This is a genomic window from Pseudomonas sp. GM30, from assembly GCF_000282275.2.
Lineage (GTDB): Bacteria > Pseudomonadota > Gammaproteobacteria > Pseudomonadales > Pseudomonadaceae > Aquipseudomonas.
The window spans coordinates 369522-386587 of record NZ_AKJP02000022.1 but is presented as its reverse complement, the minus strand read 5'-3'; the positions used below and the strand labels follow the sequence as shown (position 1 = coordinate 386587).

Sequence of the window (17066 nt, the reverse complement as noted above, 5' to 3'; positions counted from 1 at the left end):
TTTGTCATGGCCACTGCCGAAAACACTCAAACCCAAGCCAACACCCCCGACACCGGCAATCCGCGCAAGCGCAAATTCATGCTGCTGGTGCTGGCCGTCGTGGTCCTGCTCGCCGGTGCCGGCGTCTGGGCGTATCACGAATTCATCGGGCGCTTCAACGAAAGCACCGACGACGCCTACGTCAACGGCAACGTCGTTGAGATCACCCCGCTGGTGACCGGCACCGTGGTCAGCATTGGCGCTGACGACGGCGATTTGGTTCACGAAGGTCAGGTGTTGGTCAACTTCGACCCCAACGACGCCGAAGTCGGCCTGCAAAGTGCCCAGGCGAAACTGGCGCGTACCGTGCGTCAGGTGCGCGGCCTGTACAGTAACGTTGACGGCATGAAGGCCCAGGTCAACGCGCAACAGGCCGAAGTACAGAAAGCGCAGGACAACTACAACCGGCGGAAAAACCTCGCCGCTGGCGGGGCGATTTCCCAGGAAGAACTGTCCCACGCTCGCGACGATCTGACCTCGGCGCAAAACGCCCTGGCCAACGCCAAGCAGCAACTGAAAACCACCAGCGCGCTGGTCGACGACACCGTGGTTTCGTCGCACCCGGACGTGATGTCGGCGGCTGCCGATCTGCGTCAGGCGTACCTGACCAATGCCCGTAGCACCCTGATTGCGCCAGTCACCGGTTACGTCGCCAAACGCACCGTGCAGCTCGGTCAGCGCGTACAGCCGGGTACTGCGCTGATGGCGGTGATTCCGCTGGACCAGCTGTGGATCGACGCCAACTTCAAGGAAACCCAACTGCGTGACATGCGCATCGGCCAACCGGTGGACATCGAATCCGACATCTATGGCAGCAGCGTGAAATACAGCGGCACCGTCGACAGCCTCGGCGCCGGTACCGGCAGCGCGTTCGCCCTGTTGCCGGCGCAGAACGCCACCGGTAACTGGATCAAGATCGTGCAGCGTGTGCCAGTGCGGATTCACATCAACGCCGAAGAACTGGCCAAGCACCCGCTGCGGGTCGGTCTGTCGACCAACGTTGAAGTCAACCTGCACGACCAGAGCGGCCCGGTGCTGGCCCAGCAACCACCGCAAAAGGCCTCGTTCAGCACCAACGTCTACGACCGCCAACTGGCTGAAGCCGACGCGATGATTGCGCAACTGATCCACGACAACAGCGCTGCGGTGAGCAAGACCGCGCAACGCTGAGATCACACTCTTCAGGTGCGGGCTTTTGTGGCGAGGGAGCTTGCTCCCGCTGGGGCGCGAAGCGGCCCCAATAGCTTTGCGACTGCTTCGCAGCCGAGCGGGAGCAAGCTCCCTCGCCACAAAACAGCCTGCTCCCATAGCGTCAATCAGGTTTCATAGGATTCACAATGAGCAATAACGCCTCTTTCACGCCGCCCAGCCTGTTGCTCAGCACCATCGGCCTGTCGCTGGCGACGTTCATGCAAGTGCTCGACACCACCATTGCCAACGTGGCGCTGCCGACCATCTCCGGCAACCTCGGGGTGAGTTCGGAGCAGGGCACCTGGGTGATCACCTCGTTTGCCGTGAGCAACGCCATCGCGTTGCCGCTGACTGGCTGGCTCAGTCGGCGCTTCGGCGAGGTGAAGCTGTTTCTCTGGGCGACCATTCTGTTCGTACTGGCCTCGTTTCTCTGCGGTATCTCCACGTCGATGCCGGAACTGATCGGCTTCCGCGTGCTGCAAGGCCTGGTCGCCGGGCCGCTGTACCCGATGACGCAAACCCTGTTGATTGCGGTCTATCCCCCCGCGAGGCGCGGAATGGCCCTGGCGTTGCTGGCGATGGTCACGGTGGTGGCGCCGATTGCCGGGCCCATTCTTGGTGGCTGGATCACCGACAGCTACAGCTGGCCGTGGATCTTCTTCATCAACGTACCGATCGGCATCTTTGCGGTGATGGTGGTGCGTTCGCAACTGGCCAAACGCCCGGTGGAAACCAGTCGCCAACCGATGGATTACGTTGGTCTGATCACGCTGATCATCGGCGTCGGCGCGTTGCAGGTGATCCTCGACAAGGGCAATGACCTGGACTGGTTCGAATCGAACTTCATCATCATCGGTGCGGCGATTTCGGTGATCGCCCTGGCAGTGTTCGTGATCTGGGAAATGACCGACCAGCATCCGGTGGTCAACCTGCGCCTGTTCGCCCATCGCAACTTCCGCATCGGCACGCTGGTGCTGGTATTGGGTTACGCCGGCTTCTTCGGCATCAACCTGATCCTGCCGCAGTGGCTGCAAACCCAGATGGGTTACACCGCGACCTGGGCCGGTCTGGCGGTGGCGCCGATCGGGATTCTGCCGGTGCTGCTGTCGCCGTTTGTCGGCAAGTATGCGAACAAGTTCGACCTGCGGCTGCTGGCCGGGCTGGCGTTTCTGGCGATTGGCCTCAGCTGCTTCATGCGTGCCGAGTTCACCAACGAGGTGGACTTCCAGCACATCGCTCTGGTGCAGCTGTTCATGGGGATCGGCGTGGCGCTGTTCTTCATGCCGACGCTGAGCATCCTGATGTCGGACCTGCCGCCAAGCCAGATCGCCGACGGCGCAGGTCTGGCGACCTTCCTGCGGACGTTGGGCGGCAGCTTCGCCGCGTCGCTGACCACATGGATCTGGATCCGCCGCGCCGATCAGCACCATGCGTACATGAGCGAAAGCATCAGCACTTATGAGCCGGCGACACGCGAGACGTTGAATCATCTAGGCGGCGCGAGCCAATCGGCTTATGCGCAGATGGATCAGATCCTCACCAGCCAGGCGTACATGCTCTCCACCGTGGATTACTTCACGTTATTGGGCTGGGGCTTCATGGGGCTGATTCTGATTGTGTGGCTGGCGAAGCCACCGTTTGCGGCGAAGGCCGGTCCGGCGGCCAGCGGTCATTGATCAGAACGCGGTCAAACTGTAGGAGTGAGCCTGCTCGCGATATCGGTATCACATTCAACATCTTCGTTGACTGGTACACCGCTATCGCGAGCAGGCTCACTCCTACAGTGGTTTGTGTTTGGCTATTAGATTGCGGGAGCAGGCAGGGCCGGCGGTGGGGCGAAGTCGAACGGCGCCAGGGCAAACCCGTTCTCATCCACCTGCAACGCCCAACCCTGACGATCCCAATCCCCCAGCACAATCCGCTTCGCCGCCTGCTCGCCGAGCTGCAACTTGTGGATCGCCGGGCGATGGGTGTGGCCGTGGATCAGGGTTTTCACCCCGTATTGCTGCATGATCCGCGGAATTTCCTCTGGCGTGACATCGACGATGTCATTGGCCTTCATCCGCGTCTGCGCGCGGCTTTCACTGCGCAGCTTGCGCGCCAGTTTGTGGCGGGTGCTCAGCGGCAGGTGGCGCAGGATGAACAGGGTGATCGGGTTACGCAGGTAGCGGCGCAGCTTCATGTAGGCTTCGTCGCGGGTGCACAGGCTGTCGCCGTGCATCAGCAGCACTGGCTCGCCATAGAACTGCACGACACTCGGGTCCTTCAGCAGCGTGCAGCCGGCTTCTTTGCAGAAGGTCTTGCCGAGCAGGAAGTCGCGATTGCCGTGCATCAGAAAGATCGCCGTGCCGCTGTCGCTCAATTGGCGCAGGGCCTGGCAGATGGAGCGCTGGAAGGGCGTCATGGCATCGTCGCCAATCCATGCCTCAAAGAAGTCGCCGAGAATGTAGAGCGCACTCGCCGAGCGGGCGCGTCCGGCGAGCAAATCCAGAAACGCCCGGGTAATGTCCGGGCGCTCCTCTTCCAGATGCAAGTCTGAAATCAGCAATATCACGCTTCGATGATCTCGGCTTTCTCGATGATCACGTCGTCTTTCGGCACGTCCTGGTGACCGGCCTTGGAAGTGGTGGCAACGCCTTCGATCTTGTCGACGACATCGGTGCCGGCAACCACTTTACCGAACACGGCATAACCCCAGCCCTGAGCGGTCTTGGCGGTGTGGTTGAGGAAGCTGTTGTCGGTGGCGTTGATGAAGAACTGCGCCGAGGCCGAATGCGGGTCCATGGTGCGGGCCATGGCCAGGGTGTACTTCTCGTTCTTCAGGCCGTTGTCGGCTTCGTTCTGGATGCTGGCGCGCTTGTCTTTCTTTTCTTGCATGCCAGGCTGGAAACCGCCGCCCTGGATCATGAAACCCTTGATCACACGGTGAAAGACTACGTTTTCGTAGTGACCGGCCTTAACGTATTCAAGGAAGTTGGCAACGGTGATCGGCGCTTTTTCCGCGTCCAGTTCGATGACGATGTCGCCGTAGTTGGTGGTCAGTTTGACTTGAGTCATGATCGCTACTCTTTATAAGGAATTCGTGGTTCTGGGACATTCAGCCCCACAACCGGTTCAGCCTGCATCGGCCAAGGAGCGCAGTTTAGCGTGACAGGCGCGAATTTCGAGGCTGTTTTTCCAAAACCCTTCGATTAAATGCACTCCTTTATAGGCCGTGCTCTGTCAGCCCCTTGACAGCATCGGCTATGATAGCGGCTTTGTTTTGTCTGGCCCCCTTTGCGGCCGCGCACATGTAAGTCAAGGATCCTATGAGCAAGCCCACTGTCGACCCTACCTCGAATGCCAAGTCCGGCCCTGCCGTGCCGGTCAATTTCCTGCGGCCGATCATCCAGGCAGACCTGGACTCGGGCAAGCACACCCAGATCGTCACCCGTTTTCCGCCTGAGCCCAACGGCTACCTGCACATCGGCCACGCCAAGTCGATCTGCGTGAACTTCGGCCTGGCCCAGGAGTTCGGCGGCGTCACGCACCTGCGTTTCGACGACACCAACCCGGCCAAGGAAGACCAGGAATACATCGACGCGATCGAAAGCGACGTCAAATGGCTGGGCTTCGAGTGGTCCGGCGAAGTGCGCTACGCCTCGCAGTATTTCGACCAGTTGCACGACTGGGCGGTGGAACTGATCAAGGCCGGCAAGGCCTACGTCGACGACCTGACCCCGGAGCAGGCCAAGGAGTACCGTGGCAGCCTGACCGAGCCTGGCAAGAACAGCCCGTTCCGCGACCGTTCGGTGGAAGAGAACCTCGACTGGTTCGCGCGCATGCGTGCCGGTGAGTTCCCGGACGGTGCCCGCGTGCTGCGCGCGAAGATCGACATGGCTTCGCCGAACATGAACCTGCGCGACCCGATCATGTACCGCATCCGCCACGCCCATCACCACCAGACCGGTGACAAGTGGTGCATCTACCCGAACTATGACTTCACCCACGGTCAGTCGGACGCCATCGAAGGCATCACCCACTCGATCTGCACCCTGGAGTTCGAAAGCCATCGTCCGCTGTACGAGTGGTTCCTGGAGAACCTGCCGGTGCCGGCCAACCCGCGCCAGTACGAGTTCAGCCGCCTGAACCTGAACTACACCATCACCAGCAAGCGCAAGCTCAAGCAGTTGGTGGATGAAAAGCACGTGCACGGCTGGGACGACCCACGCATGTCGACGCTGTCGGGTTTCCGTCGCCGTGGCTACACCCCGGCATCGATCCGCAACTTCTGCGAGATGGTCGGCACCAACCGCTCCGACGGTGTGGTCGACTACGGCATGCTCGAGTTCAGCATCCGTCAGGATCTGGACGCCAATGCCCCACGCGCCATGTGCGTGCTGCGTCCGTTGAAGGTCGTGATTACCAACTACCCGGAAGGTCAGGTCGACAACCTCGAACTGCCGCGTCATCCGCAGAAAGAAGAGCTCGGCGTGCGCCAGCTGCCGTTCGCCCGTGAAATCTACATCGACCGCGATGACTTCATGGAAGAGCCGCCAAAAGGCTACAAGCGTCTGGAGCCGAACGGCGAAGTGCGTCTGCGCGGCAGCTACGTGATCCGTGCCGACGAAGCGATCAAGGACGCCGACGGCAACATCGTCGAGCTGCGTTGCTCGTACGACCCGGACACCCTCGGCAAGAACCCTGAAGGCCGCAAGGTCAAAGGCGTGATCCACTGGGTGCCGGCGGCTGCCAGCATCGAGTGCGAAGTGCGTCTGTACGATCGCCTGTTCCGTTCTCCGAACCCGGAGAAGGCCGAAGACAGCGCGAGTTTCCTCGACAACATCAACCCTGACTCACTGCAAGTGCTGACCGGTTGTCGTGCTGAGCCTTCGCTTGGCAATGCACAGCCGGAAGACCGTTTCCAGTTCGAGCGCGAAGGCTACTTCGTTGCCGACATCAAGGACTCGAAACCAGGTCAGCCGGTATTCAACCGTACCGTGACCCTGCGTGATTCGTGGGGCCAGTGATTCTGCGTCAAGGAAATTAACGTGCTGACGATCTACAACACGCTCACCAAGAGCAAAGAAGTCTTCAAGCCGCTGGATGGCAACAAGGTGCGCATGTACGTGTGCGGCATGACCGTGTACGACTACTGCCACCTCGGCCACGGCCGCAGCATGGTCGCGTTCGACCTGGTGACCCGCTGGTTGCGGTTCAGCGGTTACGACCTGACCTACGTGCGCAACATCACCGACATCGACGACAAGATCATCAATCGTGCCAACGAGAACGGTGAGTCGTTCGAAGCGCTGACCGAGCGCATGATCGCCGCGATGCACGAAGACGAAGCGCGCCTGAACATCAAGAAGCCGGACATGGAACCGCGCGCCACGGATCACATTCCGGGCATGCACGCGATGATCCAGACCCTGATCGACAAGGGCTTCGCCTACGCCCCGGGCAATGGCGACGTGTACTACCGCGTCGCCAAATTCATGGGCTACGGCAAGCTGTCGCGCAAGAAGATCGAAGACCTGCGCATCGGCGCGCGGATCGAAGTCGACGAGTCGAAAGAAGACCCGCTGGACTTCGTCCTGTGGAAAGCCGCCAAGCCGGGCGAGCCGAGCTGGGAATCGCCGTGGGGCGCCGGGCGTCCGGGCTGGCACATCGAGTGCTCGGTGATGTCCACCTGCTGCCTCGGCGAGACCTTCGACATTCATGGCGGCGGCAGCGACCTCGAGTTCCCGCACCACGAAAACGAAATCGCCCAGAGCGAAGCGGCCACCGGCAAGACCTACGCCAACGCGTGGATGCATTGCGGCATGATCCGTATCAATGGCGAGAAGATGTCCAAGTCCTTGAACAACTTCTTCACCATTCGCGACGTGCTCGACAAGTACCACCCGGAAGTCGTGCGTTACCTGCTGGTGTCCAGCCACTACCGCAGCGCGATCAACTACTCGGAAGACAACCTCAAGGACGCCAAGGGCGCACTCGAGCGTTTCTACCACGCGTTGAAAGGCCTGCCGAGCGTTGCTCCGGCCGGCGGCGAAGCCTTCGTCGAGCGTTTCACCACGGTGATGAACGACGACTTCGGTACGCCGGAAGCCTGCGCGGTGCTGTTCGAGATGGTGCGTGAGATCAACCGTCTGCGCGAGAGCGATCTCGATGCGGCGGCCGGCCTGGCGGCACGTCTGAAAGAACTGGCGAGCGTGCTGGGTGTGTTGCAACTGGAAGCCGATGACTTCCTGCAAGCGGGCGCCGAAGGGCGTGTCGATGCGGCTGAAGTCGATGCGCTGATTGCTGCACGTCTGGCGGCACGCGCCGGCAAGGACTGGGCCGAATCCGACCGCATCCGCGACCAGCTCACCGCCATGGGCGTGGTGCTGGAAGACGGCAAGGGCGGCACGACGTGGCGTCTGGCTGACTGATTGCCTGATCCGTAAAAAAAACAAAACCCGCCGAGTGCGGTTTTGTTTTTCTGGCAGGGCCTTAGCTCAAGGCGCCGGTGCTGACCGCGACGATCAGGAAAATCCCCAGCACCGCGCGGTAGATGACGAATGGCCAGGTGGAGAACTTCTCCAGAAAGCGCATCAGGCCCCAGATCGCGAAGAACGCCGAGATGCTGGCGATCACCAGACCGAAAATCAGGTGCCCCCAAACGGCAGCGGGAAGGTCGGCATGGAACAGTACCCACAACTCTTTCAGACCGGCGAGGGCGATCGCCGGCAGCCCGAGCAGGAACGAGAACCGCGCCGCTTCTTCACGCTTGAAGTTGAGAAACAGTGCCGCCGTCAGCGTCGAGCCGGAGCGCGACACCCCGGGAATCAACGCGCCAATCTGCGCAATGCCAACGATCAGCGCATCACGCAAACGCATTTCGTCGACGCTGCGGCGATGGCGGCAGGTCAGTTCGGCAGCCGCCAGCAGCACCGCCATGACCACGCAGGAAATCCCGATCACCATCAGGCCGCGCAACGGTGAGTTGCAGGCGTTGAGCGTCGATGACAACGCTATGCCGGCGATGCCGATGGGGATGGTCGCCAGCACAATCGCCACCGCGAGGATGAACCAGCGGTTGTTGAAATCCCGCTGGCGCAGCGCATCGACGCTGCCGCCGACCACTTGGCGGACATCGCGCCAGAAATAACTGACCACCGCCGCCAGTGCGGCCAGTTGCATCGCTGCGGAAAACGCCGAGCCGGGATCCGGCCAGCCGAGCAGGGCCGGGACGATGCGCATGTGCGCGGTGGAGGAAACGGGCAGCAACTCGGTGATGCCTTGAATGATGCCGAGGAAGCCGATCTGCAGGTAGTCCAGCGAAGCGAAGCCGATATCAAGGCCGGTGGAACAGATGTTGGTCAAAGCACGTGTCCTGTGAGGATCAGGAGGAGGGAGGTGTCTGGATCAAAGGCAGGGCGAAAAGCTGAAACATTTCGTCACAGTCTAGTCGGTTCGGTCAATGGGGGGAGGCAGTGGTTTTTGTGGTGACCGGGCTGGCGCCTTCGCGAGCAAGCTCGCTCCCACATTGGATTTTTGTCATGTCGATTTTCGTGTACGACACTGATCCCCTGTGGGAGCGAGCTTGCTCGCGAAGAGACCGGCTCAGCCGCCCAGTCACTCCGCCTGACGCAAGCGCTTGTAAAGGGTATTGCGACTAACCCCCAACCGCCGCGCCAGATGGGAAATATTGCCCCCGGCTGCTTTCAACTCCCGGTTCAACGCCTCCACATCATTCAGATCCAGCCCCAGCGGCTGCACGCTCTCTACCGGCTCCATTTCCAGATCGACAAAAAAATCATCCGGCAGATGCTCCGGCCGCACCGGTTGTTCCTCGGCCATCGCCAGCGCCACCTGCATCACGCTGCTGACTTGGCGCAGATTGCCCGGCCATGGATGCCGCTCGAACAACTCCAGCACTTCGCGGCTGAGTCCGGCCCATTGCGTCGGTTCACGATGCTGCTCCCACAAGCGCTTGAACAGCGCTTCTTTATCACTGCGCTCGCGCAGCGGCGGCAGTTCCAGGGTCAAACCGCCAATCCGGTAGTACAAATCCTCGCGAAACCGGCCCAATTGCACTTGCTCGCGTAAAGAGCGGTTGGTTGCCGAAATGATCCGCAAGTCCACCGGGAACAACTCGCTGCTGCCCACCGGTTGCACGCAGCGCTCCTGCAACACCCGCAACAGCCGTGCCTGGGTGGGCAGCGGCATGTCACCGATTTCATCGAGAAACAGCGTGCCTTTGTCCGCCTTGCGGATCAGGCCGATGCTGCCTTTCTGGTTGGCGCCGGTGAACGCACCTTTCTCATAACCGAACAGTTCCGACTCCACCAGTTCAGCGGGGATCGCCGCGCAGTTGACGGCAATGAATGCCTGTTTGCTGCGCGAGCTGGCCTGATGCAGGGCTTTGACGAAGACTTCCTTGCCGACCCCGGTTTCACCGTGGATCAGCAGCGGGATGTCCTTTTCCAGCAGGCGTTCGGCCTGGCGCACGGCTTTTTCCACGCGGCTATCGCCGAAATGCAAGGAGTTGAGGCTGATCGTCCCCGGCACTTTGAGCGGCGCTGCGGTGGGCTTGGGTTCGGCAAATACTCTTGGCTGAATCGGCACTTGTTTCGGCCGCTTCAGCAAACACTGAAAACGGTTGCGCCCCGAGGTCTGCAGGGCGAACGGCAAGCCGTCGGGCTGATTCATCAGTTCCAGCAACGACACGTTGAACAGGCTCTCGACACTGACCCGCGACAGGCGCACGCCGAGCAGATTGTCCGCTCGGCGATTGGCCGACAGCACCTGACCGCTCTCATCAAAAATCAGCAGCCCCGCCCACTGACTGTCGAGGTTGTTCAACCCGGTGTTGAAGGTCAGTTGAAAGTGCTGGCCGTGGAACAGGTTGAGGATCAGCCGGTTCTCCACGGTCTGGCTCATCATCTTGACCATGCCCAGCGTGTGCGAGGGCGGCAGATAGCTGTCGCTGGACACGTCGAGCACGGCAATGACCTTGCGCTCGGCATCGAAAATCGGCGCGGCGGAGCCGGTCATGAAGCGGTTGGCTTTAAGAAAGTGTTCGTCGTGCTCGATGTGCACCGCTTGTTCGCAGGCCAGCGCGGTGCCGATCGCATTGGTGCCACTGCAGCGCTCCATCCAGCTCGCCCCGGCGCTAAACCCTCGGGCGAGGTTCGGCTCGATAAAGCGCTGAGTGCCCCACGAGGTCAGCACCTGACCCTGATGGTCGGCGAGCATGATCAGGCAATTGGAGTTGCTCAGGATGTTCTCGTAATACGGCAGCACTTCCTGATGGGTGGTCTGCACCAGCGCGTGGTGACGGTCGAGCAGCTGCGCGATGCCGGCGGCGGGCAATTGATCGAAGGCCGGGGCGCTTTGGTGGTCAAGGCCGAAGGCGCGGCAACGTTGCCAGGAGTTCTGGACGATCGCGTCGTGGGACAGCGGCGGGGCAGGTGCGGCCATGGTGGTGGGCCTCTGATGCAGCGTCTTTTATTGTTGTTATGAACCCAAATCCTGAGCAAACCATAGATCAACTGTGGGAGCGAGCTTGCTCGCGAAAGCGTCGTATCAGTCACCGAATCGGCTGAATGACACACCGCATTCGCGAGCAAGCTCGCTCCCACAGGATCTCCGGTGTTCACCGAAATGAGTTCATAGAGTGTTGTTCACTATTGTTCATTGTCAATCGCCCAACTGTTCAAAAGTGTTCAGCAATGAACGCCCATTCCTCGCGTTTTCGGCGCTTTTCATCACAAATCAACCACTTGCCATTTCTGGCACGAATGTCGCTCTGCTGCACAGGTCGCTTGACTCCAATAATAAAAAAGGCCGAGCCATGTCACTCACCCTGGAGCACGTCAGCCGCACCGTCGAGGGCCAGACCTGGATCGACGATGCCTGCCTGAAATTCGAACCTGGATCCTTCAACGTTCTGCTCGGCCGCACGCTGTCCGGCAAGACCAGCCTGATGCGTTTGATGGCCGGTCTGGACAAGCCCGACAGCGGCCGGATCCTGATGAACGGCGTCGACGTCACCCAGCGCCCGGTGCGCCTGCGCAACGTGTCGATGGTTTATCAGCAGTTCATCAATTACCCGACCATGACCGTATTCGAGAACATCGCCTCGCCGCTGCGGCAGGCCGGTGTTGCCAAGGAAATCATTCACAGCAAGGTGCAGGAAACCGCGAAGATGCTGCGCATCGAGAAGTTCCTGCAGCGCTATCCGCTGGAGCTGTCCGGCGGTCAGCAGCAGCGCACGGCGATGGCCCGGGCGCTGGTCAAGGACGCCGAGCTGATCCTGTTCGACGAGCCGCTGGTCAACCTCGATTACAAGCTGCGCGAAGAGCTGCGCCAAGAGATGCGCGAGCTGTTCAAGGCCCGCCACACTATCGCGATCTACGCCACCACCGAACCCAACGAAGCGTTGGCGCTGGGCGGCACCACGACGATCCTGCACGAGGGCCGGGTGATCCAGAGCGGCCCGTCGTCCTCGGTTTATCACCAGCCGCAAACCGTGCTGGCGGCGGAGTTGTTCTCCGAGCCACCGATCAACCTGATGCCCGGGCGCATTGCCGGCAACGAAGTCAGCTTCGCCAACTTCGTGCACTTCCCGTTGAACGTCGACCTGCGCCCGGTGGGTGAGGGCGAGTTCCGCTTTGGCGTGCGCCCCAGCCATATCTCGCTGGTGCCGAGCAACGATGACGATCTGGAACTGGCGGTCACCGTCGAAGTGGCGGAGATCAGCGGTTCGGAAACCTTCCTGCATGTGCGCAACGAACATTTCCTGCTGGTGCTGCACCTGCCGGGGGTGCACGAATACGACGTCGATGCGCCGATCCGCATCTACATCCCGACCCACAAACTGTTCGTGTTCGATGCGCAGGGCCGTCTGGTGCAGGCACCGGGCCGGCGTGTCGCGAGGGTTGCCTGATGGCCGAAATCCGTTTGCAGCACCTCGCCCACAGTTACAGCAAGCAGCCGAGCGGGCCTGACGATTACGCGATCCGCGAGATGGACCACATCTGGGAGCAGGGCGGCGCCTATGCCTTGCTCGGCCCTTCGGGTTGCGGCAAATCGACCTTGCTCAACATCATTTCCGGCCTGCTCAGTCCCTCGCAAGGGCATGTGCTGTTCGATGGCAAAGCGGTCAACGACCTGACCCCGGAGAAGCGCAACATCGCCCAGGTGTTCCAGTTCCCGGTGGTCTACGACACCATGACAGTGTTCGACAACCTGGCCTTCCCCTTGAGAAATCAGGGCATGGCCGAGGCGAAAGTGCACAGCAAGGTGCAGGAAATCGCCGAAGTCCTCGACCTGCAAAACCTGCTGAGCAAGAAGGCGCGCAACCTCACCGCCGACGAAAAACAGAAAGTCTCCATGGGCCGTGGTCTGGTGCGCGACGATGTCTCGGCGATCCTCTTCGACGAACCGCTGACGGTGATCGACCCGCACCTGAAATGGAAACTGCGACGCAAGCTCAAGCAGATTCACGAGCAGTTCAACATCACCATGGTCTACGTCACCCACGATCAGCTCGAAGCCTCGACCTTCGCCGACAAGATCGCGGTGATGTACGGCGGGCAGATCGTGCAGTTCGGCACGCCACGGGAATTGTTCGAGCGGCCGAGCCACACCTTTGTCGGCTACTTCATCGGCAGCCCGGGGATGAACCTGATCGAGGTGCAGCCGCAGCCGGGCGGGGTCGGTTTCGCTTCGACGCACCTGCCACTGTCCGACGCCTTGCAACGGCATATCGAACACGGTCAGTGGAAAAATCTGAAGGTCGGCATCCGCCCGGAGTTCATCCATGTCTGGGACGAGCCGTTTGACGAGGCGATGCAGGCGCGGGTGGTCCACGTCGAAGACCTCGGCACCTACAAGATCCTCACCCTCGACCTCGATGGCGCGCCGCTGAAGGTGCGTCTGGCCGAAGACAAACCGGTGCCGCAGGGCACGGCGTATATCAGTTTTCCGGCGCAGTGGCTGATGGTTTATGCCGATGAGTTTCTGCTCGAAGCCGACGACGAGGTGCAGCCATGAACAAGGTGCAGAACAACAAGGCCTGGTGGCTGGTGTTGCCGGTGTTCCTGCTGGTGGCGTTCAGCGCGGTGATCCCGATGATGACCGTGGTCAACTACTCGGTGCAGGACATCTTCGACCAGTCCAGCCGCTACTTTGTCGGCGCTGACTGGTACAAGCAGGTGCTGCTGGATCCACGTCTGCATGACTCGTTGCTGCGTCAGTTCATCTACTCGGCGTGCGTGCTGTTGATCGAAATTCCGTTGGGTATTGCCGTCGCCCTGACCATGCCGACCAAGGGCCGCTGGTCGTCGGTGGTGCTGATCATTCTGGCGATTCCGTTGCTGATCCCGTGGAACGTGGTCGGCACCATCTGGCAGATCTTCGGCCGCGCCGATATTGGTCTGCTCGGTTCGAGCCTGAATGCGCTGGGCATCAGCTACAACTACGCGGCCAACACCATGGACGCCTGGGTGACGGTGCTGGTGATGGACGTCTGGCACTGGACGTCGCTGGTGGCGCTGTTGTGTTTCTCCGGGCTGCGGGCGATTCCCGATGTGTATTACCAGGCGGCGCGGATCGACCGTGCCTCGGCGTGGGCAGTGTTCAGGCACATCCAATTGCCGAAGTTGAAAAGCGTGCTGCTGATCGCGGTGATGCTGCGCTTCATGGACAGTTTCATGATCTACACCGAGCCGTTCGTGCTCACCGGCGGCGGGCCGGGCAACGCCACGACCTTCCTCAGCCAGACGCTGACGCAGATGGCGGTCGGCCAATTCGATCTGGGTCCGGCGGCGGCGTTTTCGCTGGTGTACTTCCTGATCATCCTGCTGGTCTCGTGGCTGTTCTACACCGCCATGACCCATTCCGACGCCAACCGCTGAGGGCCCGGCCATGAGCAAAAGAAAGCTGATTCCGCTGCTGATCTACATCCTGTTCCTGCTGGTGCCGATCTACTGGCTGCTGAACATGTCGTTCAAGAGCAACACCGAAATCCTCGGCGGACTGACGCTGTTTCCGCAGGAATTCACCTGGCACAACTACAAGGTGATCTTCACCGACCCGAGCTGGTACACCGGTTATCTCAATTCGCTGTATTACGTCAGCCTGAACACGGTGATTTCGCTGAGCGTGGCGTTGCCGGCAGCCTATGCGTTTTCGCGCTATCGCTTCCTCGGCGACAAGCACCTGTTCTTCTGGCTGCTGACCAACCGCATGGCGCCACCGGCGGTGTTTCTGTTGCCGTTCTTCCAGCTCTATTCGTCGATCGGGCTGTTCGACACGCACATCGCCGTGGCCTTGGCGCACTGCCTGTTCAACGTGCCGCTGGCGGTGTGGATTCTTGAAGGCTTCATGTCCGGCGTGCCCAAGGAAATCGACGAAACCGCCTACATCGACGGCTACAGCTTTCCCAAGTTCTTCGTGAAGATTTTCATCCCGCTGATCGGCTCCGGGATCGGCGTCACGGCGTTTTTCTGCTTCATGTTTTCCTGGGTCGAACTGCTGCTGGCGCGCACGCTGACTTCGGTGAATGCCAAGCCGATTGCCGCGGTGATGACACGCACGGTTTCCGCTTCGGGCATCGACTGGGGCGTGCTGGCGGCGGCGGGGGTGTTGACCATCCTGCCGGGCATGCTGGTGATCTGGTTTGTTCGCAACCACGTGGCCAAGGGCTTTGCTCTGGGTCGGGTCTGAGGAACGCATGATGGAATGGATGAGCTGGACCACCCCCACGGCGGGGTTCTTTATCGCCATCGGCCTGTTGCTGGTGGGCATGACCACCTGGGAATTGCGCTCGCCGAGCATCCTGCGGCGAGGTTTTCTGCCGATTGCCACCACCCGTGGCGATCGCTTGTTCATCGGTCTTCTCGGCAGCGCCTACCTGCATCTGCTGGTAATCGGCGTCACCGACTGGAGCATCTGGGTAGCGTCCGCGCTGTCTCTGGTGTGGCTGTTGGTTGTGATGCGCTGGGGCTAGTCGAGTCGCTCGGCAATCGTGCTCCGAAACTCTAACTGGAGGTCTCTATGTTCGATAACAACAATAAGCTGCGACATAGCATTTCATTGGCAGCCGTGCTGGCACTCAGCGGTTTGAGCGCATCTGCCTGGGCCGATGCCTACGAAGACGCGGCGAAAAAATGGATCGGCAGCGAGTTCAAGCCGTCGACCCTGACGGCGGATCAGCAGCTCGAAGAATTGAAGTGGTTCATCAAGGCCGCCGAGCCGTTTCGCGGCATGGAAATCAAAGTGGTTTCCGAGACCCTGACCACCCACGAATACGAGTCCAAGGTGCTGGCCAAGGCCTTCACCGAAATCACCGGGATCAAGCTCACCCACGACCTGCTGCAAGAAGGCGATGTGGTGGAAAAAATGCAGACGGTGATGCAGTCGGACAAGAACATCTACGACGGCTGGGTCAACGACTCGGACCTGATCGGTACGCACTTTCGCTATGGCAAGACCGAATCGATCACCGACCTGATGGCCAACGAAGGCAAGAACTTCACTTCGCCGACCCTCGACATCAAGGACTTCATTGGCATCTCGTTCACCACGGCGCCGGACGGCAAAATCTACCAATTGCCCGACCAGCAGTTCGCCAACCTGTACTGGTTCCGCGCCGACTGGTTCGAACGCGCCGATCTGAAAGCCAAGTTCAAGGAAAAGTACGGCTACGAATTGGGCGTGCCGGTGAACTGGTCGGCCTATGAAGACATTGCCAAATTCTTCAGCGAAGACGTCAAGGAAATCGACGGCAAGCGCGTCTATGGGCATATGGATTACGGCAAGAAAGACCCGTCGCTGGGCTGGCGTTTCACCGATGCCTGGTTCTCCATGGCCGGTGGCGGCGATAAGGGTTTGCCCAACGGCTTGCCGGTGGACGAGTGGGGGATTCGCGTCGAGGACTGCCATCCGGTCGGTTCCAGCGTGACCCGCGGCGGCGACACCAACGGCCCGGCGGCGGTGTTCGCCACGCAGAAATATGTCGATTGGCTCAAGGCCTACGCGCCACCGGAAGCGGCGGGCATGACCTTCTCCGAGTCCGGCCCGGTGCCGTCCCAAGGCAATATCGCTCAGCAGATCTTCTGGTACACCGCGTTCACCGCCGACATGACCAAGCCGGGCCTGCCGGTGGTCAACGCCGACGGCACGCCGAAATGGCGCATGGCACCTTCGCCGCGCGGGCCGTATTGGGAGGAGGGCATGAAGCTCGGCTATCAGGATGTGGGTTCGTGGACGTTCATGAAGTCTACACCTGAGAAACAGAAGCTCGCGGCGTGGCTGTACGCGCAGTTTGTGACCTCGAAAACCGTGTCGCTGAAGAAAACCATCGTCGGCCTGACACCGATCCGCGAGTCGGACATCAACTCGCAGGCGATGACCGATCTGGCGCCGAAACTCGGCGGTCTGGTCGAGTTCTACCGCAGCCCGGCCCGCGTGCAATGGACCCCGACCGGCACCAACGTGCCGGACTATCCGCGTCTGGCGCAATTGTGGTGGAGCCACATCGCCGAAGCGGCCAGCGGCGAGAAGACTCCGCAACAGGCGCTGGACGGCCTGGCCAAGGATCAGGACGCGATCATGACCCGCCTCGAACGCTCCAAGGCCCAAGCGGTATGCGCCCCGAAAATGAACCCGGAACGCGACGCGCAATACTGGTTCGACCAACCGGGCGCACCAAAACCGAAACTGGCCAACGAGAAGCCGAAGGGCGAGACCGTGAGCTACAACGAACTGCTGAAATCGTGGGCGGATGCGCGTAAGTAAAAGCTGAAATGTGAAAAGCGAACGGCACCGAAAGGTGCCGTTTTTTTTGTTGCCTGATCTACCGT

At 60.7% G+C, this 17066-nt stretch carries 14 protein-coding genes; 10 read left to right on the top strand and 4 right to left on the bottom strand.

The features are described from left to right. Positions 1-6: 6 nt before the first annotated feature. Both PMI25_RS15120 and PMI25_RS15115 read left to right on the top strand, forming a co-directional pair. Positions 7-1209: an HlyD family secretion protein gene (locus PMI25_RS15120; RefSeq protein WP_024164466.1), complete on the top strand. Its 1203-nt coding sequence runs from the start codon at positions 7-9 to the stop codon at positions 1207-1209. Between the two features lie 167 nt (positions 1210-1376). Further along, the gene (locus tag PMI25_RS15115; RefSeq protein ID WP_007961985.1) at positions 1377-2906 is read left to right on the top strand and encodes a DHA2 family efflux MFS transporter permease subunit; all 1530 of its coding nucleotides are present in this window, start codon (positions 1377-1379) and stop codon (positions 2904-2906) included. Positions 2907-3031: 125 nt separating this feature from the next. On the opposite strand, the gene lpxH is transcribed toward PMI25_RS15115, so the two are convergent. Then, positions 3032-3784 carry a UDP-2,3-diacylglucosamine diphosphatase gene (gene lpxH / locus PMI25_RS15110; RefSeq protein ID WP_007961986.1) on the bottom strand — a complete coding sequence of 251 codons (753 nt, stop codon included), beginning with the start codon at positions 3782-3784 and terminating at the stop codon, positions 3032-3034. Further along, on the bottom strand, positions 3781-4287 hold the full coding sequence (locus tag PMI25_RS15105) for a peptidylprolyl isomerase (protein WP_007961987.1): 507 nt from the start codon (positions 4285-4287) through the stop codon (positions 3781-3783). The genes lpxH and PMI25_RS15105 overlap by 4 nt, the downstream gene beginning before the upstream one ends. A gap of 251 nt (positions 4288-4538) precedes the next feature. Between PMI25_RS15105 and PMI25_RS15100 the strand changes: the two genes are divergently transcribed. Together PMI25_RS15100 and cysS are read left to right on the top strand one after the other, a co-directional pair. Next, on the top strand, positions 4539-6239 hold the full coding sequence (locus PMI25_RS15100) for a glutamine--tRNA ligase/YqeY domain fusion protein (protein WP_007961988.1): 1701 nt from the start codon (positions 4539-4541) through the stop codon (positions 6237-6239). Positions 6240-6260: 21 nt separating this feature from the next. Continuing rightward, positions 6261-7643, top strand: a complete 1383-nt coding sequence (cysS, locus tag PMI25_RS15095) for a cysteine--tRNA ligase (protein WP_007961989.1) — start codon at positions 6261-6263, stop codon at positions 7641-7643. A 61-nt stretch (positions 7644-7704) separates the two neighbouring features. On the opposite strand, the gene uppP is transcribed toward cysS, so the two are convergent. Together uppP and PMI25_RS15085 are read right to left on the bottom strand one after the other, a co-directional pair. Continuing rightward, positions 7705-8577 carry an undecaprenyl-diphosphatase UppP gene (gene uppP / locus PMI25_RS15090; RefSeq protein WP_007961991.1) on the bottom strand — a complete coding sequence of 291 codons (873 nt, stop codon included), beginning with the start codon at positions 8575-8577 and terminating at the stop codon, positions 7705-7707. A gap of 252 nt (positions 8578-8829) precedes the next feature. Beyond that, the gene (locus PMI25_RS15085; protein WP_007961992.1) at positions 8830-10677 is read right to left on the bottom strand and encodes a sigma-54-dependent Fis family transcriptional regulator; all 1848 of its coding nucleotides are present in this window, start codon (positions 10675-10677) and stop codon (positions 8830-8832) included. 373 nt (positions 10678-11050) lie between these two features. Between PMI25_RS15085 and PMI25_RS15080 the strand changes: the two genes are divergently transcribed. The 6 genes from PMI25_RS15080 to PMI25_RS15055 are packed head-to-tail and all read left to right on the top strand — an operon-like array spanning position 11051 to position 17001. Further along, positions 11051-12145: an ABC transporter ATP-binding protein gene (locus PMI25_RS15080; protein WP_007961993.1), complete on the top strand. Its 1095-nt coding sequence runs from the start codon at positions 11051-11053 to the stop codon at positions 12143-12145. Beyond that, positions 12145-13254, top strand: a complete 1110-nt coding sequence (locus PMI25_RS15075; protein ID WP_007961994.1) for an ABC transporter ATP-binding protein — start codon at positions 12145-12147, stop codon at positions 13252-13254. Before PMI25_RS15080 ends, PMI25_RS15075 begins: the two co-directional genes overlap by 1 nt. Continuing rightward, complete coding sequence (locus PMI25_RS15070; RefSeq protein ID WP_007961995.1) at positions 13251-14117, top strand: carbohydrate ABC transporter permease; 867 nt, start codon at positions 13251-13253, stop codon at positions 14115-14117. The genes PMI25_RS15075 and PMI25_RS15070 overlap by 4 nt, the downstream gene beginning before the upstream one ends. Before the next feature lie 10 nt (positions 14118-14127). Further along, positions 14128-14928 (top strand): carbohydrate ABC transporter permease, encoded by an 801-nt coding sequence (locus PMI25_RS15065; RefSeq protein WP_007961997.1) that lies wholly within the window; start codon positions 14128-14130, stop codon positions 14926-14928. Positions 14929-14938: 10 nt separating this feature from the next. Then, entirely contained in the window at positions 14939-15211 is a 273-nt protein-coding gene (locus PMI25_RS15060) for a DUF2160 domain-containing protein (RefSeq protein ID WP_027614647.1), read from the top strand. Between the two features lie 47 nt (positions 15212-15258). Beyond that, on the top strand, positions 15259-17001 hold the full coding sequence (locus tag PMI25_RS15055; RefSeq protein WP_007962000.1) for an ABC transporter substrate-binding protein: 1743 nt from the start codon (positions 15259-15261) through the stop codon (positions 16999-17001). Positions 17002-17066: the final 65 nt, after the last annotated feature.

Bases quoted from the DNA above. Each gene is read 5' to 3' on its own strand.
- PMI25_RS15120 (WP_024164466.1), top strand. From the start codon at position 7: ATGGCCACTGCCGAAAACACTCAAACCCAAGCCAACACCCCCGACACC.
- PMI25_RS15115 (WP_007961985.1), top strand. From the start codon at position 1,377: ATGAGCAATAACGCCTCTTTCACGCCGCCCAGCCTGTTGCTCAGCACC.
- PMI25_RS15105 (WP_007961987.1), bottom strand. From the start codon at position 4,287: ATGACTCAAGTCAAACTGACCACCAACTACGGCGACATCGTCATCGAA.
- PMI25_RS15100 (WP_007961988.1), top strand. From the start codon at position 4,539: ATGAGCAAGCCCACTGTCGACCCTACCTCGAATGCCAAGTCCGGCCCT.
- PMI25_RS15085 (WP_007961992.1), bottom strand. From the start codon at position 10,677: ATGGCCGCACCTGCCCCGCCGCTGTCCCACGACGCGATCGTCCAGAAC.
- PMI25_RS15080 (WP_007961993.1), top strand. From the start codon at position 11,051: ATGTCACTCACCCTGGAGCACGTCAGCCGCACCGTCGAGGGCCAGACC.
- PMI25_RS15075 (WP_007961994.1), top strand. From the start codon at position 12,145: ATGGCCGAAATCCGTTTGCAGCACCTCGCCCACAGTTACAGCAAGCAG.
- PMI25_RS15070 (WP_007961995.1), top strand. From the start codon at position 13,251: ATGAACAAGGTGCAGAACAACAAGGCCTGGTGGCTGGTGTTGCCGGTG.
- PMI25_RS15065 (WP_007961997.1), top strand. From the start codon at position 14,128: ATGAGCAAAAGAAAGCTGATTCCGCTGCTGATCTACATCCTGTTCCTG.
- PMI25_RS15060 (WP_027614647.1), top strand. From the start codon at position 14,939: ATGGAATGGATGAGCTGGACCACCCCCACGGCGGGGTTCTTTATCGCC.
- PMI25_RS15055 (WP_007962000.1), top strand. From the start codon at position 15,259: ATGTTCGATAACAACAATAAGCTGCGACATAGCATTTCATTGGCAGCC.